Source organism: Sphingobium sp. WR1 (assembly GCF_059693745.1).
This window is the reverse complement of record NZ_JCATID010000036.1, coordinates 1-19676: the sequence shown is the minus strand read 5'-3', so window position 1 is coordinate 19676 and position 19676 is coordinate 1. Positions and strand designations below refer to the sequence as shown.

20 protein-coding genes are annotated in these 19676 nt (G+C 61.8%); 6 read left to right on the top strand and 14 right to left on the bottom strand.

Going from position 1 to position 19676, the window contains the following annotated elements; genetic code table 11:
* Positions 1 to 2 precede the first annotated feature (2 nt).
* Together AC58EF_RS25650 and AC58EF_RS25645 are read right to left on the bottom strand one after the other, a co-directional pair.
* Positions 3 to 2315 (bottom strand): type IV secretion system DNA-binding domain-containing protein, encoded by a 2313-nt coding sequence (locus AC58EF_RS25650; protein ID WP_497279299.1) that lies wholly within the window; start codon positions 2313 to 2315, stop codon positions 3 to 5.
* The gene (locus tag AC58EF_RS25645; RefSeq protein ID WP_022684077.1) at positions 2302 to 2595 is read right to left on the bottom strand and encodes a ribbon-helix-helix domain-containing protein; all 294 of its coding nucleotides are present in this window, start codon (positions 2593 to 2595) and stop codon (positions 2302 to 2304) included. The genes AC58EF_RS25650 and AC58EF_RS25645 overlap by 14 nt, the downstream gene beginning before the upstream one ends.
* Before the next feature lie 515 nt (positions 2596 to 3110).
* Here AC58EF_RS25645 and AC58EF_RS25640 point away from each other — a divergent pair.
* On the top strand, positions 3111 to 3335 hold the full coding sequence (locus AC58EF_RS25640) for a DUF6437 family protein (RefSeq protein ID WP_497279275.1): 225 nt from the start codon (positions 3111 to 3113) through the stop codon (positions 3333 to 3335).
* 254 nt (positions 3336 to 3589) lie between these two features.
* On the opposite strand, the gene AC58EF_RS25635 is transcribed toward AC58EF_RS25640, so the two are convergent.
* The 9 genes from AC58EF_RS25635 to AC58EF_RS25595 all read right to left on the bottom strand — a co-directional run bounded on the left by AC58EF_RS25635 (position 3590) and on the right by AC58EF_RS25595 (position 11051).
* Positions 3590 to 4006 carry a single-stranded DNA-binding protein gene (locus AC58EF_RS25635; protein WP_497279274.1) on the bottom strand — a complete coding sequence of 139 codons (417 nt, stop codon included), beginning with the start codon at positions 4004 to 4006 and terminating at the stop codon, positions 3590 to 3592.
* Between the two features lie 50 nt (positions 4007 to 4056).
* A complete protein-coding gene (locus AC58EF_RS25630) occupies positions 4057 to 4203 on the bottom strand; it encodes a hypothetical protein (protein ID WP_022684080.1) in 147 nt (48 codons plus the stop codon).
* Positions 4204 to 4314: 111 nt separating this feature from the next.
* Complete coding sequence (locus AC58EF_RS25625; RefSeq protein WP_497279273.1) at positions 4315 to 5349, bottom strand: DUF2493 domain-containing protein; 1035 nt, start codon at positions 5347 to 5349, stop codon at positions 4315 to 4317.
* Positions 5350 to 5421: 72 nt separating this feature from the next.
* Positions 5422 to 5925: a DUF736 domain-containing protein gene (locus AC58EF_RS25620; RefSeq protein ID WP_497279272.1), complete on the bottom strand. Its 504-nt coding sequence runs from the start codon at positions 5923 to 5925 to the stop codon at positions 5422 to 5424.
* Positions 5926 to 6900: 975 nt separating this feature from the next.
* Complete coding sequence (locus AC58EF_RS25615; RefSeq protein ID WP_497279271.1) at positions 6901 to 8106, bottom strand: hypothetical protein; 1206 nt, start codon at positions 8104 to 8106, stop codon at positions 6901 to 6903.
* 339 nt (positions 8107 to 8445) lie between these two features.
* A complete protein-coding gene (locus AC58EF_RS25610; protein ID WP_497279270.1) occupies positions 8446 to 8760 on the bottom strand; it encodes a DUF7673 family protein in 315 nt (104 codons plus the stop codon).
* 298 nt (positions 8761 to 9058) lie between these two features.
* Positions 9059 to 9592: a 5' nucleotidase, NT5C type gene (locus AC58EF_RS25605; RefSeq protein WP_497279269.1), complete on the bottom strand. Its 534-nt coding sequence runs from the start codon at positions 9590 to 9592 to the stop codon at positions 9059 to 9061.
* A 239-nt stretch (positions 9593 to 9831) separates the two neighbouring features.
* Entirely contained in the window at positions 9832 to 10179 is a 348-nt protein-coding gene (locus AC58EF_RS25600) for a hypothetical protein (RefSeq protein ID WP_497279268.1), read from the bottom strand.
* A 395-nt stretch (positions 10180 to 10574) separates the two neighbouring features.
* A complete protein-coding gene (locus AC58EF_RS25595) occupies positions 10575 to 11051 on the bottom strand; it encodes a hypothetical protein (protein ID WP_497279267.1) in 477 nt (158 codons plus the stop codon).
* A gap of 473 nt (positions 11052 to 11524) precedes the next feature.
* Between AC58EF_RS25595 and AC58EF_RS25590 the strand changes: the two genes are divergently transcribed.
* On the top strand, positions 11525 to 11917 hold the full coding sequence (locus AC58EF_RS25590; RefSeq protein ID WP_497279266.1) for a hypothetical protein: 393 nt from the start codon (positions 11525 to 11527) through the stop codon (positions 11915 to 11917).
* Positions 11918 to 11944: 27 nt separating this feature from the next.
* Here the strand turns inward: AC58EF_RS25590 and AC58EF_RS25585 are convergent, their stop codons facing one another.
* A complete protein-coding gene (locus AC58EF_RS25585; protein WP_497279265.1) occupies positions 11945 to 12436 on the bottom strand; it encodes a hypothetical protein in 492 nt (163 codons plus the stop codon).
* 3 nt (positions 12437 to 12439) lie between these two features.
* On the bottom strand, positions 12440 to 12814 hold the full coding sequence (locus tag AC58EF_RS25580; RefSeq protein ID WP_497279264.1) for a hypothetical protein: 375 nt from the start codon (positions 12812 to 12814) through the stop codon (positions 12440 to 12442).
* Between the two features lie 280 nt (positions 12815 to 13094).
* Here AC58EF_RS25580 and AC58EF_RS25575 point away from each other — a divergent pair, with 280 nt between their 5' ends.
* The 4 genes from AC58EF_RS25575 to AC58EF_RS25560 all read left to right on the top strand — a co-directional run bounded on the left by AC58EF_RS25575 (position 13095) and on the right by AC58EF_RS25560 (position 18755).
* A complete protein-coding gene (locus AC58EF_RS25575; protein WP_062069127.1) occupies positions 13095 to 14507 on the top strand; it encodes a tyrosine-type recombinase/integrase in 1413 nt (470 codons plus the stop codon).
* A gap of 107 nt (positions 14508 to 14614) precedes the next feature.
* Positions 14615 to 16279, top strand: a complete 1665-nt coding sequence (locus tag AC58EF_RS25570) for a hypothetical protein (protein ID WP_160987143.1) — start codon at positions 14615 to 14617, stop codon at positions 16277 to 16279.
* A gap of 2 nt (positions 16280 to 16281) precedes the next feature.
* Positions 16282 to 18390 carry a site-specific integrase gene (locus AC58EF_RS25565; protein WP_155282051.1) on the top strand — a complete coding sequence of 703 codons (2109 nt, stop codon included), beginning with the start codon at positions 16282 to 16284 and terminating at the stop codon, positions 18388 to 18390.
* A complete protein-coding gene (locus AC58EF_RS25560; RefSeq protein WP_052076616.1) occupies positions 18387 to 18755 on the top strand; it encodes a TetR/AcrR family transcriptional regulator in 369 nt (122 codons plus the stop codon). The genes AC58EF_RS25565 and AC58EF_RS25560 overlap by 4 nt, the downstream gene beginning before the upstream one ends.
* A 422-nt stretch (positions 18756 to 19177) precedes the next feature.
* Here the strand turns inward: AC58EF_RS25560 and AC58EF_RS25555 are convergent, their stop codons facing one another.
* The gene (locus AC58EF_RS25555; RefSeq protein WP_497279263.1) at positions 19178 to 19630 is read right to left on the bottom strand and encodes an arsenic resistance protein; all 453 of its coding nucleotides are present in this window, start codon (positions 19628 to 19630) and stop codon (positions 19178 to 19180) included.
* Positions 19631 to 19676: the final 46 nt, after the last annotated feature.

Genomic DNA, 19676 nt, shown 5'->3' with positions numbered 1-19676 from the left:
GCCTAAATCCCCATGTCCATATCGTCACGATCGGCGGATCTGTCTGGACCATAATCCTCACGCAATTCGCGCAGCGTCTGGTCCTCGATCTCCGGTCCCCGCGTCCTGCCCGGCTCGGCGCGATCGCGCGGCCGCTGGTCGTTTTCCTCGCGCCCCTCCCGCTCTCCAGGCACCTGCCCTCGCCCGCGCGTACCGTTCGGCCCGGCAGCGCCCTGCCCTCCCGGCCGCGCGCGATCGAGGTCCGGATCGCCTCGTTCGCGCCCATCGTCCCGCCCCATCTCCTCTGGGGGAACGGACAGGATTGCTGCGGCGAGGTCACGTGCGACATCGGGCCGATCGACCTCTTCTATGACCTGGGCGGCGCCATCGCGGCCGCCCCCTTCCCCCCCTTCTTCCTCGACCAGTTCACCCCCCCGCCGTCGGCGCGTCGGGGCAATGTTCTCGCGGATGAGAAAGCCCGGAGCGACTGTTGGGTAATCCCTCCATTCAAGCTTGATCCGTGCGGCCGGGAAGCCGTCCGGAAATTTGATGAAGCCATGCATGGACGGAAGGTTCGTGATGTCGTCGGCGATCACCAACGGCTCGACCTGCTTGCGCGGAGTCAGCGTGGAAGCATCACGCGTCTGGTTGTATCCATAGCTGTACGCCTCATCCATCTGGCGCACTTCGCGGTTGCCGATGTAGCGCGCGCATTGCTCAGCCGTGTCGAGATCAGCGGTCGCCAGAATGAGCTTGGTGCGCGCGAGCGAAGCGAGATTCTTGGCACCCTGCTCGCCGTAGACATCGATCAGCTTCTCGAAACTGTGCAGTCCAAGGACCATCGCGCCGCCGAAAGCGCGCGCCGTCTGCAAGCCGTTTTCGATCGCCGGTAACCGGTGCAAGGCTCCCAGCTCATCGAACATGAACCAGGTTCTCAGCCCCCGCGTCCGCGGCAGCGTCATGATGCGGGTAATGGCGATATCCATCCACAATGTTAGCAGCGCACGGTTCATCGCAAGGTCGACATAGTGCGAAGTCACGAACAGTATCGAACCGGGCTTCTCAGGCCGGCAGATCCACTCGCGGATGGAGAATTGCTCGCCCTCGTCGGGCAGGAAACGCAGCGCCTGCGCGTTGGTGTTGAACACGGCGCGGATCGATTCCGCCATGCGCGCTGCCTCGGGCGCGGTAAGCGGATCGGCAATCGTGTTCGCCAAAAAACGGTGCACGCGCTTCAGGTCTGCGGTCATCAGATTGTCGGCGAGATCCGCGTTGGTCGTCTGCCCGCGCGCCTGGAGTTTGATACACATTTCGATGAACAGCGTGCGCGCCGCCATCGCCCAGAAGGGTTCGGTTGATCCCCCATCCGAAGGGATCAACGCGGCGGCCGCGGCTGTGAATTCCGAGTGGGTCGAGCAGTCATTGAAGATCGACCAGGCCGGGCAACGCTGGTCCATCGGGTTGAGGATGATGTCGGTCTCGGGGTTATAGAAATTCTCGACATAGGTGCCGGTGAGATCGAAGATAACGGCACTATCCCGGCGTGCGCGCATCTGTGCGACCAGGCTCCGGAGTTCAGTCGTTTTGCCCGCGCCGGTGGTGCCGATAAGCATCGTATGCGACTGCTCAAGGCGGTGCGGATAGGGAATGCCGGCGAGGATATAGGGGTGATGAATGCCCGCCCGCTTACGTTCGACAAACGGCATTGCGCGCACCTGGGCGGAGGTCGATCCCGGCAATAGCGAGGCGGATTCCGCTTCAAACTCGCGCAGATTGTGGGCAACGACCTCGGCATGCAGAACCTCGCGCTCGACCAGCATTGCGCCGCGCTCATGACGTTCCTGAAGGATCGACTTGCCGCGCTTGCGCGAGATGTCGACGAACCATAGCGCAAGCGGAATAGTGGCGAGAAGCGACAGGAGGATCGCGCCCACCAGCCCGCGCATGGCCTTCGCCCAGGCGGCGATGACGGCCGGGACATCGGCGACCTGCGCCATCACGATCGCGCGGATCGAACCGTCGGGCAAAGTGACGTTGACCCGCTTCATCGGATCGAATTCCATGAAGTCCCAGAATAGCGAATAGAGCTTCATGCCGATGAGCTCGATCTCGTGTTCGCGCAGGGTGACAACGAGGATGAAGGAATATGCGGCGGCAAAGCAGAACAGCCAGACGATGAACGGGATTTTCGCGCCCGATGTCCACATCAACACCTCGTGTGTGAGGAGCTGGCTACCGCGCGTGAAGTTGCCGCTGTTGCGCTGGACGGTTCCGCGCGCGGAATGATGGCGCAGGTGAACGGGCTTGCCGCTGAAGCGGATATCAGCGCGCCGCATGATACTGCTCCACGCGCTTGTCGGTCTCAGCAAGGAGCTTGTCCCGCACATCGGGATACTGGTCCCGGATGATGACGTCGAGCGCCAGCTGGGCATATTCGATGGTGCGCGCCACACGCCTTTGGCTGGCACCGGCGGACTCCGCTTCGGTCGCAAACAAGCGCAGCGCATGTCGGATCATGGCGGAACGGGTCAGCCCGTTGCGTGCAGCCAGGCGGTCGATCCGATCACACAAGCTATGATCGAGCCGCAGGGTTATCTGGGGGTCGTTGTGGTTCATGACAGCCTCTTCGCGCAGAGGCCGGTCGGGGCTGAGAAAGTGCCTTATACTATGCGATATTTTAGCCCGGGGCAATGGTTTTGCATCCCGGTGGACGCATTGCATTGCATTACATAGGCGTTACTTGAAAATCGCGGAAATCCGCGCCATTCTTGGGCTACATCCCATTGCAGTGCATTTGTGTTTCAATGGGATACGGAAGCCCATTAGGCTAAGGCTTTGATATTACTTGATCCCCATGCACCTTTAGGTGCGTTCGGTGTGCTTTATTGCTCCATGTTGTCGCTCGCGTCGTTGGGGGTGTGGGCTTGATCTATCCGCTGGAGCGTCTCCGGCTTTCGAGGTGGGCCATTCCGGGCCGTCAGGCCATGATACCCCAGCCGGAAAGCGCGGCGCTCCTGCGCCCGCGTCGGGGCTTCTGACGGGGTAGCCGTCCGGCGGCGGTTCCGGTCTTGGTCGAAGTCGGCTATAGGGGAAATCAGCAAACGCCATTTTGCACTATGGAGACATGCGACATGGCGAGAAAGAGCCTCAAGCCTTCGGAACAACTGCGCGCGCTGGCCGACGAAAGGGCGGCGTTGGAAGTGCGCGAAAAGGAGATGGTGACGCGCATTGCAAGCGAGTTCGGCGGTGCGCTGGTGTCGTCGGGTCTGGCCGATCTGAGCAAGGCGGAGTTTGCGAAGCTGGCGCAAAGGATCGGAACGCTCGGCATTGCGGAGACCTTGAAGCGGCTTGCCTGATCGGCTGTATGCTGCATTAAAAAAGGGGCGCATGGCGGTTACGCCATGCGCCCCTTATCCTGTGCGCTATCACTTATGGGGTGTGCGATTCCCTGCGTTTCAACAGCGCGGGAATAGCAAAGTGACACCCCCGCGCGCGCCAACGCGGCCCGCAAAGCGGGCCGCAAAATTATCCGCAACCCCTGCACCTGGGCGCGACGTTTCCGGCGTGTCGCGACAATCCAGCGCCGCCCCTGGGCGGCGCTGCTGGCCGCTCAATCTACAGGATCGCGGACCGGCGCGACATATTGCGCCTGAAACTCGCGGACCTGCCGGGGGTTGCCGTCGCGGTCGGTCCATTGGCGGCGTTTCCAGTAACCGGCAAGGCGGACGCCAAGCCCCGCGCGAAGCGTGGCGGCAATGCGTTCGGCCGCGTCGGGCCGGTGTGGCGGTAGCCAATATGTCGCGGTGAAGCTGTCGCCATCGTCTGCGATGCAACGCAAGGTCGCGGTGGTATCGCCGCTATGGGTGGCGCGCAATTCGACATCTTCGGAGAGGCGCGCGCCGATGGTTTCTTTCGACCATTCGGCGCGGCGCTTGGCGTCGGCGTCTTTCTCGTCCTGCTCGCGCTTCGCGTCACGCGCGGCGCGTTCTTCGGGGGTTTCGCTGCCTAGGCGGCTAAAGTCGATCATAGCGGCTGCTCCTTGGGGGAATGGCGCGCGCGGCGGCGCGCGCCCGTGGTTCAAATGTCGAATCCCTGATCGCGATAGACGGCGAGCCAATCGCTATCGGTCCAGCCTTCGCCCGCGCGCTGCTCGATCAGTAGCGGGCATTCGTCGCCTAGAAGCTCCTTGAGCGTTTCGGCGGTTTCGGGGGTGAGTTCATACATGGTTCGGGCTCCTTCGCGGCGCGCGCGGGGCGCATGGCGCGAGTCGGCGGCGCGCTTTATGTGAGTGATCGGGGGGAAAGGCCCGGCGCTGGTGCGCGCGGGCATTCCGGGTCAGGCAAGCGCGCGGCGCTGTTCTTCTGCTCGCAGCGCGGCAAGGTCGGTCGGGCCGGTGCCGTTGTTCTGTTCGGCAAGGCGGAAAATGTGCAGCGGCACGTCTCTGGCGCGCAACAGGCGGGCAAGGTCTTCCTGCACTTTGGATTGCTGGAAAATCATGGCTTCGACGATTTCGTCCAGCCGGTTCCATACCTCGTTGCGGCGATAGGCTGCGCGAAAGTCGTTAGGACCGCGCTTGTTGAGGGAGAAACCGACAATCGGAACGCCACGTTCATTGGCCCAGCAAGTGCTGATCTGCTCGGCCCCCTTGAAGCGTTTGCCGGTGAAAAGGATCATGTGCGGGATGCGCGCGCGCACCATGTCCAGCCGCCGAAAGATCATGTCTGCGTCTTCCCAGTCGCCGCCACCTGATACCAGAACGGCGGGACGCGCGGGGTAGTGCTTGGCATTGTGTTCGGCTTCGCGGGCCTTGAGATAGTCGAAACCCTCGATCTGCGAAGCTGTCAGGCCGGTGCCGGTGCGGCTTCCCCTGATGGTATTGAACGGCTTGCCGGTTTCGACGAAATAGACGTTGGCGGCATGGTTGCACATGGTTTCCAAAGCCGCGCGGGCTTCGGCAAGCGACTGGCAACGCTGTTGCAGTTCTTCCATGCGCGATTGATAGACTTCGGACGGGTCGAACACGCGGACCATTTCGCCTAGTTCGGCGGCGGCATCGTCTTCCTGCCGCTTGCTGCGCTTGGCGACATAATAGAGGCTGTTGACGATACCCCATGCAATCGGCTGGCCGAAAGATTCCATGCGGGTTCCCGCTAACAGGCGGAAGATTTGCGCGGTCAAATCCTCGACGCAACCGCGCGCAAGTTCCGCGTCGGGCATCGGGTCGCGGGTCGGGTCGTCGATGATCGAAAGCCGGGATTCGGCAATGGTTTCGGTGAAGCTGGCAGGAAAGTCCTGCGCGCTGGTCATGGCGGCATAGGCTTCCGCAAAGTCGGCGAACCTGCTAACCCGCCCCTTGTTCGTGCTGGTCATGGTTGAAACTCCATTTCGTCTGGCTGGCGCGGATCGGGCCGGAGCGTTCCCGCGCCCCGGCCCAACCTTTCCTTATGCGCTGGCGGCTTCCTCCTGCTGCTGTTCCTGCGCTTGTTCGGCGCGGCGGCCGCGACGGCTCGACTGCTCGACCGGGGGCAAGCCGAGGTCGCCAGCGGGTGCCGTGCTTTCGCCAAGGCCATCGCCTTCATCGGCGGGGCCGTCGGCTGCGTCACCGATCGGGGCGAGGTCGTTGCGCGCACGGCGCGGGCGGCTCCATGCCACGTTGTAGCTGCCGTCATCCTCGCGGAAGCAAGCGATATAGAGGGGCTTGCTCATCGACGGGTCGTCAATCGAACCCTGCAAGAAAGCCTCGCCGGTGTCCTTCATGGACTGCTCGAACAGGAACCCGACGCGAACCCAAGTCCGGGCGGGGGTGAGGCCGAGGATTTCAAAGCGGGGGCTGTTCTCCTTGCGCGCTTCCCAAGGGCGCAGGCAGATGGTCATGGCGACCGAGACGGTGGCGATCTTGCCGACGAAAAAGCCGTTGGCGTTCAGCTTGAGATTACCGAGGTTCATAGTCTTAACTCCATTTCGTTCCGGCGTTCCCGCGCCGGGTGGTTGAGCCTTCCGGGGACCGTCCCCGTCCGGTGATCCCCTTATATCAAAGCCCTAACCTCACACATAACACATTGTTTTCTTGACAGATTTCATCGTGCCTGGTGAACCTGAGCCTGCACCGGCCGCGCAGCGGCCCACGAAAAAACTGTTGCCCGTCAGGGCAACTCCATCCTGATCTGTCGAGCACAAGCGGGGGCTTCGTCGTTCATCGCACCCGGAGCCACCTTCGCCTGTGGCCCAAGGCGCAGGCACCTCCAGCGGGGGCAACAGAAATGACGGAGGCTCCGCCGCGCAGCGGTGGAAACCGTAGGGCCGCTTGCGGCCCGGTATTTCTGTTGAGGCGGCTTCCAAACAAACAAAAATATCGGCCGCTTGCGGCCGATTCCCCTTTGCCGCCGACCCCGGTGGGGGGGTCTGCAACGCCGGGACACTGGCGGGGGTGGCGCAGGGTGCGATGAACGACCTGGTGCGAGGCAGATACCGGGCGGTTCGTCCTCGAACCGTCCGGTCTGGCACATGACGCTGACCCGTCAGGGTCGTCTTGTCAGGCGGCGAAGCCGGCCACGTCAGGGATCGTTACCCCGCAAGGGGCGGAAACTCGGCCGAAGGACGAGGTTCCGTGGAGCTTGGCGAGCGCGGCCGCGCAGCGGTCGTGGGAGCCTAGCGCAATAGAGCCCGGCCCGATCGCAGATCGGGTGACGCCCCCCTCCCCTCCTTCTCTTTCTCTTCCATCTCCGTCCGACCCAGAAGCTGCCCCGGACGATTCCGCACCTCCGCCCACATCAACCTCCAGTTCGCGATCAACGAGGCCGTGGTCGGTAAGGGCCGGTCCGGCGGTGAGGGGAAATGGCGTCGATAACGGCGATCTGCTCGGCATAGGAATCGAAGCAATGGGCGGAGCCTGGACGCTGCCCGGCATCAGGCGCGAATAATTTAGGGGGTGATCAACGGTTGGAGATGGTGACGCACGAAGGCGCTGATAATCCCAACTTCGCCGGCGGCGACGCGGGCAAGCTGCTCGTCGAAGCTGAACGACCTATGGGCATTTTCGGCGCGCTCGGCCCTTCGGGCCTCGCGCCGGGTCTCCCGCCAATGGTTCTTGGCCTCTGTAAAGCCCATTGTCTGGAGTAGACGGCGGAAGGTGAATATCTCCTTGGGGTTCGCCGGGGGCCAGAAGGGGTCGGGGGTGGCGTGTGCCCGGACCCGACCGGGAAGATTGGGCTTGGGAAGCGCCTGCCCTGCGCGGGAAAGTTCAGCGGCGAGTTCGTCACGGATGCGATAGGCAGTGGAACCCCCGATCGCGAGATCATGGGCGGCTCGCCGGACAGGTATGCGGTCGAGCAACATTGCGCGCAGCAATTGCCGCTGCTCGTCGGTGACGAACCGTGCGCTTTCAGCGTGAATATGCCGAACGCCGTCCGCATCACATCCGGGCAGGGACTGGCCCTTGCAGCGCAGGCGTCGCACGAGGCGCTCACGGATCCGGATACAGCTGGTTTTGGAAACGCCGCTCCGCTGGGAGACTTTGGTGGTCCCGAACCCCTCCATGAACAGCGCTTCGACCGCCTTGCGCTGCGCTGAGGTCAATTTGACGCCCGAATAGGCGTCACCGCCGCCAGGCGGCGGGAGTGGAGCTTTGCCGCGGGCCAGCAGCTCGCGGTTGTAACGCCGCCGCTGCTCGGAGACGCATGCGGCCGAAACGCCAAGGCGCAGTTGGATATCGATGCCTTTCAGGCCTTTCTTGAGGGCGTAGCGCAGCCGATCGATGCCGGCGGGCACAAGGCGGCCGCGCTCGTCTCGCTCGGCGGGACGATAGCCGCGCCGTATGCAAAGAGCGATCGTTACGGCGTTGCGGGCGCTCGCTTCGCATATCCCGAAGCGCCTCCCGATTGCGGCAAAGGAAAGCATGTCGATTTCGCGTAGTCGGATTGCCTCATCGAGCGACGCGCCCTGAAGCCGGGTGACGGGTGCGGGACTGCGGTGGGTGGTCTCCAGCCCTAGCTTGTGCGCCTTGACCTGGATCGCGTGGCAAATGCGCCCAGGCAGCCGGGCGGCGACACCGCTCCCGTCGGTCGGATAGTGGGCGCGCAACAGGGCGAGTTCGCGCGCTGACCAGCGCGCGGCTTTGCGAGGGGCCATGAATGGATCTCCGGGATGGGCGCGATTTCCGGTAAGATGAGAGGCGAGGAAGCCGGATTTCGCGTGCGTGGTTTCGTGTGCGCCGGGCCGTAATTTTGCGGTCGCCGGTCCCTTCGGGACCGGCGGGATGGCGTCGAACCGCCCGGATGGGACGATCACGGGTGCGGTTGCGGAATGGCGCGCTTAATCAGCGCCTGGTTGCGCGTTCGATCGTCACGCGACCGTCACGCCGATCCGGCGGTCTTTCGGTTACGGAAATGACGCGATGGGTCGAAAGTAATCCAGTATGCCAAGCGGAGCATCGGTGCGTTCAGTGCCATGTTTGCAACCGTGCCGCGGTCAGGCACTGTCGGCACCCTCTTGTGTGATCATCTGAGGTCGCCAGAGGGCGATGAGGGCTTTCATCGCGTCTTCGAGTTCAAAGGCGTCAGCGTAGATCGCGCCGGGGTGACTACCGAGGAAAGCAAAGACGGTGGCCATGTCAGCAGCAACGGCACGGTCGAGAGAGAAGAGGTCGGCGATGTCGAAGCCACCGAGATCCGTCGCATTCCACCACGCCATGAGAAAATCCGCGACCCGGCGTGCCTGGCCGGTGTCGCTTTGTGCGAGGTCGAACAATCGTGCCACCGCCTGTCGGACTTCAGGATGGATCATGGGAGCGACGTTCATGGAACGGGAGCGTCAGCGATGTCGTCGGGCGAGTCAACCGAGGGCGTGATCCTCAAGGCAGGACTGCGGAACGGCGAGGGCGTCTGAGCGGGCCGTGGTACATTTGAGATGGGCGCGGAAGACGGGGGCTTGATACCCACGCCGGCACTGCCGGTAAGGTCGTGGGGCTTCGAGATTCCTGAGCGCAGCTGCTGCTTCATGCCTTCTATGGTTCGATGGATGCCCGCCTGACGGAACGGACAGGCTGTTCGCACTCGGGAACGAAGTTGCTGGATGCGCGATGTCATGGCTGTAGCTCGGGATAGTGGGCCCACAATGCCGCCAGCGAGGACTCCGCGTCATAATGGCTGATGAACACGCCGCCCATCTCGATCCAGCGGTGACGATGTTGTGGCCAGTCGTCGATCAGCACATCGCCGGGCCTGGCGTGGTCCCGCTTGTCCGCACTTCGGCAGGTGATGATGGGAACGTCTGGGAAATAGGCCTGCGCCCATGCGATCTTCTGCGCTTCGGCCCAGTTGCCGCGGGGGCAGCCCGTCAGGATGGTCGGATTGAGATGTGAAACAGCGTCGAACAGGGTTCGCGCGTCGTGCATCAGTGGGAGATCCCGATAGAAGTTGCCCTTGGCTTCGAGCATCTTCCAGAAGCGTTTGGAGCCCAGTTCGGCCTCCGCTTCGCGCGGATGCATGCCGAAATAGGAGCGCGCGTAAGTGTCGAAATCAGCAAGGACGCCGTCGCAATCGAGGAAAATATGCGGGATGCGGACGATTGTGGGTGCCGATCTGATGGCGTTCTGGGCGGCGACGGGTTCGGCCATGGTATTCCTTTCGAGCTGGCGGTGATGATGTGATCGTCGGGGCCGACCAGTGAGGCCGGTGTACGCAGGCGATCATTTCCTCGATGTGGCGAGGGATCGGCGGATGCGCTGGAGGACAAGCATGCGGTGGTCGTAGAAGTCGTTGCTCGGCGTGCGCACGCGGCCAAGTCTGCGGTCGTGACCGGGTGGATCATCCCATTCCGATGGACGCGCGGGCGCCTCGTCGAGTGCACGACATGTTATGCCGCCTTCCCGAACAGGTCCGGCTGGCGCTGTCGGTCGGATTGCGCGTTTCGACGGAGCAGGCGGGCGATATGACCGGAATAGACGCCCACTGCGGCCCAGTAGGCGGCCATAGGCGGTTTGTGCGCGTCCCAGCTGGCCTTTGCCCGTACGCGGGCGTCGCACTGAAGATCGAGTAACAGGTCGCGCAAGCACGCTTGCACGTCAGGATCGAGAGCCCGGAGCCGGTGCATCGCGGGAAGCTGAAGGATGGGGTTGGCGCGCTCGGCATGCGTCAGCGGGCGCGGACGTTCCGGGCCCAGGGTGACATTCGAGGCAGGCTCGCTCGGAACGGTGGGGGTCATCGCGGTTTCCTTTGAAGCCGCATGATCGCAGCTCGCAGCCCCGCCTCCCCCTCACCTGTCAGCGGGCGCGAACGCGCCCTGTAGTCAGGGGGTCTTAGCGAATCCACGGCGAGCGCGGACGGTGGCCCTCCCGAAGCCGGTCGTCGCAAAGGGTTCCGGCCAGGTCGCCGTCGACATCCGCAAAGCGAATGATCGCATCGATGACAGTCTCCGGCTCTGCGATCTCGCCGTAGGTGGTCCCGATCCAGAGAATTTCGCGATGCTCGTCGTCGACATCATCGTCGTTTCGGTGGACCGCAGCGAAATAGGTGTTGAGGGGGCGTCCCAGCCAACGGCAATGGTCAGGGGTCCATGTGCGCCAACGGCTTCAGCACGCGCTTGGGGTTCATATCGGCTCATGTCAGGCCACCCCTATCGTTGGAAGATGAGGAGCGATCGCGCTGCATGAGCGCGCGAAACTGGCGCGAGAGGTCGGCTTGCTCTGGGTATCGGGTTTCCCATTCGGCCCGAGGGATCAGGAATCCGACGTCGATGAGGCGTCGCCGCAGTTCCTCGGTTACGACCTGCTTGGCCTGTTCGGGGATTGCGAGGGGAAATCCTTGAAACTGGCACAGCCATGAGCAGTCGTCGGGCTCCTGATGGCGGCGAAAATAATCGGCGTCGAACAACAAGTCGGATCGGACGACTGAGTCCTCATGGACGGCAATGACGAACTGTCCGCCCGGCGGCGTTTTGGTTTGTCGTTCTTCGAGCATGCGAGCGTGCCAGGTGCGCGCAGCGGCAAGCGCCACGCCATAGGCAGTCCCATAGACCCCATAGAGTATCCAGCTGACGGGGTGGCCGGCTGCGCCGAAGTGAAAGCTAATCACCATGGTGGGGTCTCCTACACCAGTGTTTCGGGACGGGATTCGGGGGGCCGGTAGCCTGTTGTGCGGGGCGACGAGGCTGATGCGGCAAAGAGCCGGACGAGCGCTCTCAACGACGCACCTCCCCCTTCGCTCTTTTCCCGTCTCGCCGCCGCAGGCGATCGGAGGGTGCAATGTTCGATTGTATTCCGGGAGACTTTGCCATAGTTTGAAACCGCTCGCGGAGACGCGGGTGAAGGCGTGGAAACCTTCCCAAAAGAAGCAAGCCGGCAGCTTCGGTTACCGGGCAGCGGACACGTATGTCCAAGGCCCAGGCCCAAAGGTGTTCGCGCCTGATTGCTTCTTTTCAGGTTTCCAATGTCCGGTTTCGGGCTGGCGACGTCCATAGTTGGACGGTCGCTACCGGCTGTTTGCGAGATGGTGCTGAGATAGAGGAAGTAGAACGCTGTGCATGTTTGGGTATCCCAAAGGATCCGGTGGTGACCATGGGACAGGATCGCGAGGCAGCGCGGGAGTTGGTGCGCGAAGCGCTAGGGATGCCCGACATCGCAAGCGATGCAGCTGCGACCTATCATTTGAGATCGGTGCTGGCGCTGCTGGATCCGGAACCGTGCAAGGGCGACAAAAGGGCCGGTAATGCGTTGCCGGGCGATGCCATTGCTCATGCGATTGGGGTGATGGCGGCGATCAGTGAACGTGCGGTCCGCGAGGAAAGCGCGCGCTGCGTCAAGGCGATTGCACTGGAAATGGAAACCTGTGGTCTGGATATCGCGCGCCATGACATGGGAGCGGCACTGCTGCTCGATCGCTGGGCTGCTATTATCCGGGACCGCGGGAGCGTGGCCGAGCCGGGGCCGCGACGCGACAATTGAGAAGCGGCCCCGGTCGGCGTTCGAACCTCAGTCAGTGGTGTTGGCAGGCGAGGCGGCGATAGCCACCGCATCGGGCCATGTTTGGGCGAGCCGTTCGCGCGCTTCGCCTTTTTCGGCACCTGCGGCATCGAGGCCGGCGATGACGGCGGCAACAAGCTGCGTGAAGCTATCGAAATGGCGTTCGACGGTGCTGGCGCGCGCGCCATAAGTGAATGGGGCGGGAAAGCTGGCGTCCTCCCAGCGAGCGAGGCCTTGTTCAACGATGAGGGCATAATCGAGTGCGGTGCCGATCTCGGCGTCGTAGACGACGTAGACTTCGTAATATGTCCCGAAGTCGTGAGGTGATCCGATGATGCGCAGTTCAGCCCCTTCGGGTGGGCAGCCGTAGTGGGCGATAAGCGCGGCGCGATAGGCATGGCACTCGGCGCGGGCAACTTCGGCGAAGTCGGGGGTCGAGCCGAGCTGGGCGCAGGCTTCGTCGTAGGGCACGGGGCCGATGTTCATCTTCTGTGTGCCCATTGGTCAGTCTCCATGTGTCGGGGTCGCTTCTTCGCAGCCCGACACTCCCCTCCCCCTCCGCTCCTGGCCGGATCGGCGGGCGGAGAAATCGGGACTTGTCTTGTGCGCCCGCGCTTGTGAGGGTGGTGGGATCGGGAATGGCTGGCGCGGCTCAGCATCATATTGCTTTCGATCCTCATGCTTTTCGGGATGCCTGTCGGGTGCGCGAACCTCATGGGCGACGAACCCGTTGATCCAGCTGCGCATGGTCGGGCGCCTTTCGAGGGGAAGTGCGGCGGCACGGCTGAGAAACGCGGCGAGGTCTGCGTTCGCCTCGCTGGCGATCCAGTCGATTTCATGAGCGGGGAGCAGCCCTTCGTCGCGAATGAACCGGGTCATTGATCCAGGCCGCGCCTCACGGCCGCGCAAGCCCTTGGTGGTCGAGCGCCATAGTCCTTCGCAGGATCTCAGCCGCGGCTTCGCGCGGGCTTCCATGAGGACGATGAGCCTCAGGCACCATGCGGGCAGAGCGCGAACCTCGTCGCACTGCATGCCCGTGCAAAAGAATTATGTCGCCATTGAGACGATTCATTCTCTTTGACGGGCTATGGATATTGCCCCATCATCGATCGGGTCGGGGCAATAAAGCGGAAGCGCCCAGTGACATATCGAGGATTCAGTGCATCTTTTTCCGTTCGATCCTTGGCTCGGCGTCGAGCCTATATTTGTTGATGGGATGATGATCCGGCCTGCGCTTGATGACGCCATAAAGCAGGACGCAATCAAATACTTACCCGAAACAACTCTCCCTTCTCTCCTTCATTCCGACGGAAGCCCCGTTGTCGAAGTCAATTCGTTCATCACGTTCCTGCGATCCGATGGCGTGTCCCTTGCCAGCGCGGGCCACTATGCTCGGGATCTTCAGGTCTTTGCCCGCTATCTGCGGGATGTGCGTTCAAAGTCGTTACTCGACGCATCCAGTGTCGATGTAGGGAAATATCGCAGCCTTCGGCTCGAGGGGCCGGGCGAGCTCCGACTATCGGGATCGTCTTGGAAGCGCACGTCTGCGGCGTTGACGCGGTTCTTTCAATGGGCCGCCAGCGAGGAAGTGAGACTGATTTCAGTGGCGCCGAAAACCAGATTCCGCCGTGATGGCGCGGTTGCCGAAGATACGATCCGCATGATCCCGCTCGAGGATTACATTCTGTTCCGAGACCAAGGCCTGTTGGACCAGGGTCAAGCGAGCGGTATCACTCAACGCCGGAATCCGATGCGCGATGCCGCGTTCGCCGAGCTACTCGTGACCACGGGTGTCAGACTTGAGGAAGGCGCCAGCCTTCTGATCGGAGAACTGCCGACAACGAATGCCTGCGTCTTCCAGGGCAGTCGCACCGCCATGATCGACCTTCCCGCCACAATCACCAAAGGGCGCAAACCTCGATCGGTGCCGTTCCCGAGGCGGGTCGCCGGTAACTTTATCGACGCCTATGTTCGCGAGGAGCGAAGCCAGTTGGTCGATCGCTGGCGACGCGCGGGTGGGGTCCGGACCATGCGGCAGCCGCTCATCGGCACACTTGCGGGCGGGCAGCGCGTTTTGATCCAGGGCGAGCAACGCCCGCGGTCGCTGGCGACTCTGCGAATCGACGAACGACGGAATCTCCTATTGCTGCCCGGGTCGGGCGCGCCATTGGAAAGTGCGCAGCCGGCAGCATTATGGCTGGCGCAGGACGGCCAAGCCCTCACCCCCGCGGCATGGCAGTCGATCTTCCGGCGTACCAGCAAGAAGTTATCGGAGAACATGGGCTGGGACCTACAGGTATCGCCTCATACCCTCCGGCATACCTTTGCCGTCTACTGGCTTACGCACCTCATCAAAGCGGAAGTGAAGAGGCTCGACGGTCGATCTGTCCCAGATCGAACCGAGGAAATCTACATGAAGGTCGTCAGCGACCCCTTGCGCCGGGTCCAGCGATGGCTGGGTCACGCCAGCATCCTGACCACTGAAAAATACCTCACCTACCTCGATGAAGCCTTCGAACTCGTAGATCAGGCGGCCGAGGCGCTGGACTCTCGTCTGATGGGCTTCTTCTAGCAGTGGGACGGCCTCGCCTATCGTTCAGCGATTTACCTCCGCAGCAGGAGGAGCCGCAAGCTGACGCAATCCTAGCCTATCATCATCGTGACGGTGTCGGGCGCGAAATGACCTGGTTGCTGCACGAGGTAGGGAACGAAGGTCTGGGCCGCGATCTTGCCTTGTACCTTGGGCCGATGATGAACGAGCTGTTCGCCGGCCTGGCCGTCCCGAGTGTCGAACAGTATCGACAGAGCTGGATCCCGCTCGGCAAACATCTGTCCTCCAGCGGGCGCCTCGACGGGGGGCTTCGCGTGATTACGGCCGCTGACATCGATGCTTGCGACGTTCGGGGCCAATACTCCCGGTTCCGTTGCCTTGTTCACGGCCTTCGCGCGATAGACGAACGCAACCCTGATCTGCTACGTCCGGATCTGAAGGCGCGGATCAACTTCACGAGCCGTCACAATGGAACGGCATTACGGCCCCGCGAACCGTTGACACCGTTCGTCGCTCGCGTCCTGAAAGAGGCCGCTGATCGCAGCGTGATAGCTACACGCGAAAGGATCGTGGCGGGACGCGAGCAGATCGAAGCTTTGCGAAACAAGCTGGAGAGGAGCCGCTTTGAGAATGTGTTCCTGAAAGTCGCCGACGGCACGCGTGCCGCTCGAAGCGAGTTCGACATGTTCAAATATCGCAAGGTTGCCATCGCCGCCGCCAGCGATCTTCTCGTTCTCACACTGCCTGATGCGATCTGCTTCATCATCGCCATCGCGCTCCGGGTCGAAATGCCGATAGAATGCCTGCGGACCCTGCGGCGCGACTGCCTGAAGAACCCCGCGAGAGGATATGTCTCCATTGAATACACGAAGGGGCGAGGCGGTCTGCGCGCCAAGATCAAGCGCGAACGCGTGCGTGACGGTGGCATCAATACGCCAGGCGGACTCGTTCGCCTTGCCCTTGAACTATCCCGGCCCGCCGCCGAGCGAATGGCCGATCGAGGCGACCCGAATGCGGATTACCTGTGGGTCGGCTTCGTTGCAGCCGGACTGCCGAGCTGGCGGCGGTTCAGCCTTTCTACCCATAACTTCTACGCCGCTATCAGAAGCCTCGGCCTCGTCGATGAAGCGGGTAAGCCGATAACCAAGATCGTTCCCGCCCAGCTAAGAAAAACGGTGAAGCGGGACAATTACGTGCGCCACGCAGGCCACCTTCGCCGCTTCGCGAGCGATCACTCGAAGCCAGTTGCCGCTCGGCATTATGCCGCGGTGGACGGGCTTCGAGAAGAGCATGCGCGCTCGGTAGAGGTCGCCGAAGGTCAATTGTTCGACATGGCGATGATACCGTTGGTCCTGCCACCGAAGGAGGAAACCAGCGCGCTCGTAGCCGGCCTCTCGATCGGAAACCAAAAGCTCGACGCAGGCGCTGTCGCGTCGTTGATCTCAGGCAATGCCGATACGTTCCTCGGCATGTGTTCCGGATTCTGGTCGAGCCCACTTGGGCGGAATGACGACGGCTCCTGCGCCACCGCGTTCACTGGCTGCCTCCATTGCCCGAATGCTGTGTTCACCGCACGGAAGCTGCCAGCGTTGCTGACCTATCTGACATGGCTAGCTGATCGGCGCGCCGTCATGACGGAAGCGGAGTGGCACGAGCGCTACAGCGCCGACCATGATCGAATTATGGTACAGATACTCCCCGTGTTCGACGCTGGCGATATCGAACAGGCTCGGTCCACAGTGGAAAATACCGCTGTGGCGCCAGCTCTGCCGCCACATCTTCAGCGGGGCTGAGCATGCGTCCGGTTCTGGAACGTGCCGAAGCATCTTGGCGGATTGACCGTTCGGCATTGGTGATTCCGCCCCACATGGTCGTGAGTGGCCGTGAGCAGCAGAATATCTCTCTGGTCGGGGACGATAAGTGGCTGCTCGAATGTGCCATCGCGCGGCCGAAAAAGGCCCATGAAGCCTGTATCTGCTTCGGTCGGATCGCCGATGCTGATGAGCGGGAACTCGTACGAGAATATCTGTTCCTGTCTTTGAACTACGACTCCCGAGACAAGGTGCGCGGCCGCCTCGGCGTCCTGAAACCTGGTTCGCTGATGCAGGTCGGCAATATCATCCGGTATTTTTTGCAAGAAGTGCGGGAAGCCGGATTTCAACTACACGAGATCGATCAGCCTTGGCTGGATCACTGGCTGTCCGCGAAGCGGCACCTCGCACCGGCAACTCTTGTCTACAAGATCCTCTGCGTACGGCGACTTGCGCTCTATACGCCCTACCTGTCGTTCCGGGGGATCGGGATAGCTCCTTGGGGTAACCGTTCAGCGACTCGGATCGCGGGATACCGGGGTGGCCGAGAAAATGTCACACCGCGAATACCGGAAGCCATTAGCGCGCCGGCGTTGCGGTGGGCCATGTTCTACGTCGATCATGGGATCGACGATCTCATCGCCCGACATCGAATAGCTGGCGTCAACATCGCCGCGCGTCGGCAAAGAGTGTCACCGAAACTAAGCGACCAGCGCTTGCGCGCTTATTTGGATGCACTTGAAGCATCAGGCTCTGGAGTACCGGCGACCCAAGATGGTCGACCCGCGTGGCCAGAAATCTGCAAGGCCAGCGGTCTCGGCGTGGAAGTGCTGAAAGCACGCTCGGCTATGCTCGAGAAGGCAATCTCGCAACTCGGAACCGAGCGCCCAGGCGCAAGCAGTGTTTGGGCCAACATGCCAGGAACAAACACTGCGTGGCGGTCGCATCTTCCTAGCTTCAGCAGTCGTTATACCTTCATACCGGCGATGGCCGCGTGCTATCTCGTAATCGGCCTATTATCCGGAATGCGAGGCGAGGAAGCGGCCGCGCTCAAGCGTGGTTGCCTAAGACTCGTGCGAGACGAACATGGGAAGGTTAAGGGCTACGAACTCGTCGGAAGAATCTTCAAAACCCGCAAAAACGTCGACGGCGCTGAACATCGCTGGACTGTAATAGAGCCTGTTGCCAGGGCCGTATTGGCAGCAATACGGTTGCAGGACTATCTACACAACAGCGCCGATCGAACGGAAGCGCCGCGAGATGATGAGCCCCTGTTCAAACCGGCCTTGATTCGGGGGGTAGGCAATGTCCAGCTTACGGCACATCAATCGACCGTATACCTAAACTACTTCGCCAAGGAGTGTCGCCGGCTCGCCGAAGAAATGGCAGCGGCGGCGCCCGCCGAAGCCGACCGCATACTGGCACTATATCATATCCCGGACGAGGGTGATAAACCCTGGCGGTGGCGTACGCGTCAGCTCCGCCGCACCCTTGCATGGTACATCGCCAGCCAGCCCTTCGGCGTGATCGCGGGCATGATACAATATGGGCACGCGAGCGCCATGATGTTCGAAGGCTATGCGGGCACTTCCCAATCCGGCTTCCGTTCGGAGATCGAAGAGGAACGTCGCCTCGCTCAGCTCAGCGATATCGTCGAGATGTACGAGGACTGGAAGGCAGGGATCAATCCAGGCGGCCCCATGCGCTCGAAACTCGTCGCCGAATTTACAAGCATCAGGAGCAAGATTGGTGATCTGCCCGGCACGGTCGTTGATGATCGGCGCCGCGCAAAAATGCTTTCAAACACTGCCGTCACGCTTCATCCGGGTTATATCAACGACTGCTTCTTCTATGCCGACCACGCCCTCTGCTTGAAGGTGAAAGGAGCTGAGGTGCAGCCGGCATTTACGAGGTGCCAGCCTGCTCGTTGTCCGAACAGCGTGGTGGCGAGGCGGCATGTGCTGGCTCTGCAATCATGCATCGCAGATGCCGAGACCATGAAAAATAGCAAGAACATCAGCCCGATCCAGAAACACGCCATTGAGGCACAGATCGTTATTTACAGACAGTTGCTGGAACAGGTCGAACGATGACGAGGAAAGCGAACCCTCCCCGAAAATCGCAAACCACCGTCGCGCTGCTTGACGCCTATAACCGCTTGCGCGACGGCAAAGGCACCGCGACGAATGGCAAGCTGAGCATAACCAATGTTGCCCGCGAGGCGGGGGTCAGTCGAGCGACGGCCTATCGATGCTCCAAACTTCTCGCTTTGTTAGATGAAGCTCCGAAGCCGCCGAAGGCCAAACCACAAATCACGAGCGGTAAGGCCGAGCTGCGCAACGTGATCAACCAGTTGCTCAATCGTATCATCATGCTGGAGGCTGCGTTGGAAGCCAAAGAGGCGGAAATCCGGCAATTGCGTTCAATGCTGCCAAAACCAGGGGCGGCCAGCTCATGATGCGAGCGAGCCCTGAGGACATTACAATCGACGCCACGTTGCACGCTCAATTCGCTCTACGCTACATGGCGACGCGAGCCCGTCACGGGCGGGATACCCATTGAACGCAGATTCAGTTTAGAACCCTCCCCGCTTGCGCAGCACTGATCCTGCCCTGCACAACGCTTGATGGATTTTGGTTGGGCCCATCGCTCGACGAAAAATTCTCTCAATCAACAGCCTGCCTGCGACCAGCAGCTTGAACGGGTATCTCGCATGTAAATGACCGCGATGGGCCGCTTGCTGTCCGACCGGTTCTGGTTTGAAAAACGAAGAAAGCTGCCGTTGGCGAAGTGATGTCGAGCAGGCGCAACTGCTGTGTCTGTGCCGAGAGGGCTATCGTTGAGAGATCTCGGCGCAGACAACAGTTCGCGAACTCAGGCTCAGGTGGACGCGCGCGCCCGCTGTGGCACAGTGTCAGGGAACCAGCGCCGTCCAAACCAGAAGGCAACATTGACCAGCAGGATCAGGACCGGCACCTCGACCAGCGGCCCAATCACTGCAGCGAACGCAACCGGCGACGAAAGCCCGAAAGCCGCAATGGCAACCGCGATGGCGAGTTCGAAGTTGTTGCCTGCCGCTGCGAAGGCAACGGCCGTCGTGCGCGGGTAATCGCTCTCGACGAGCTTCCCCATGAAGAACGCGATCGTGAACTGGACGACGAAATAGATCGTCAACGGGACCGCCACGCGCAGGGCATCACCGGGCAGCGCGAGAATTTCGCTTCCCTTGAGGCTGAACATAGCAACGATCGTGAAGAGCAGCGCGACCAGCGTCACGGGCCCAATCTTCGGCAGGAACGTGTGCTTGTCAACGGCGGAGCAAAAGTCGGCCATTCGGCGGCGTAAAACCAGGCCATCGTGTTACATGCCGGGGGGAGTG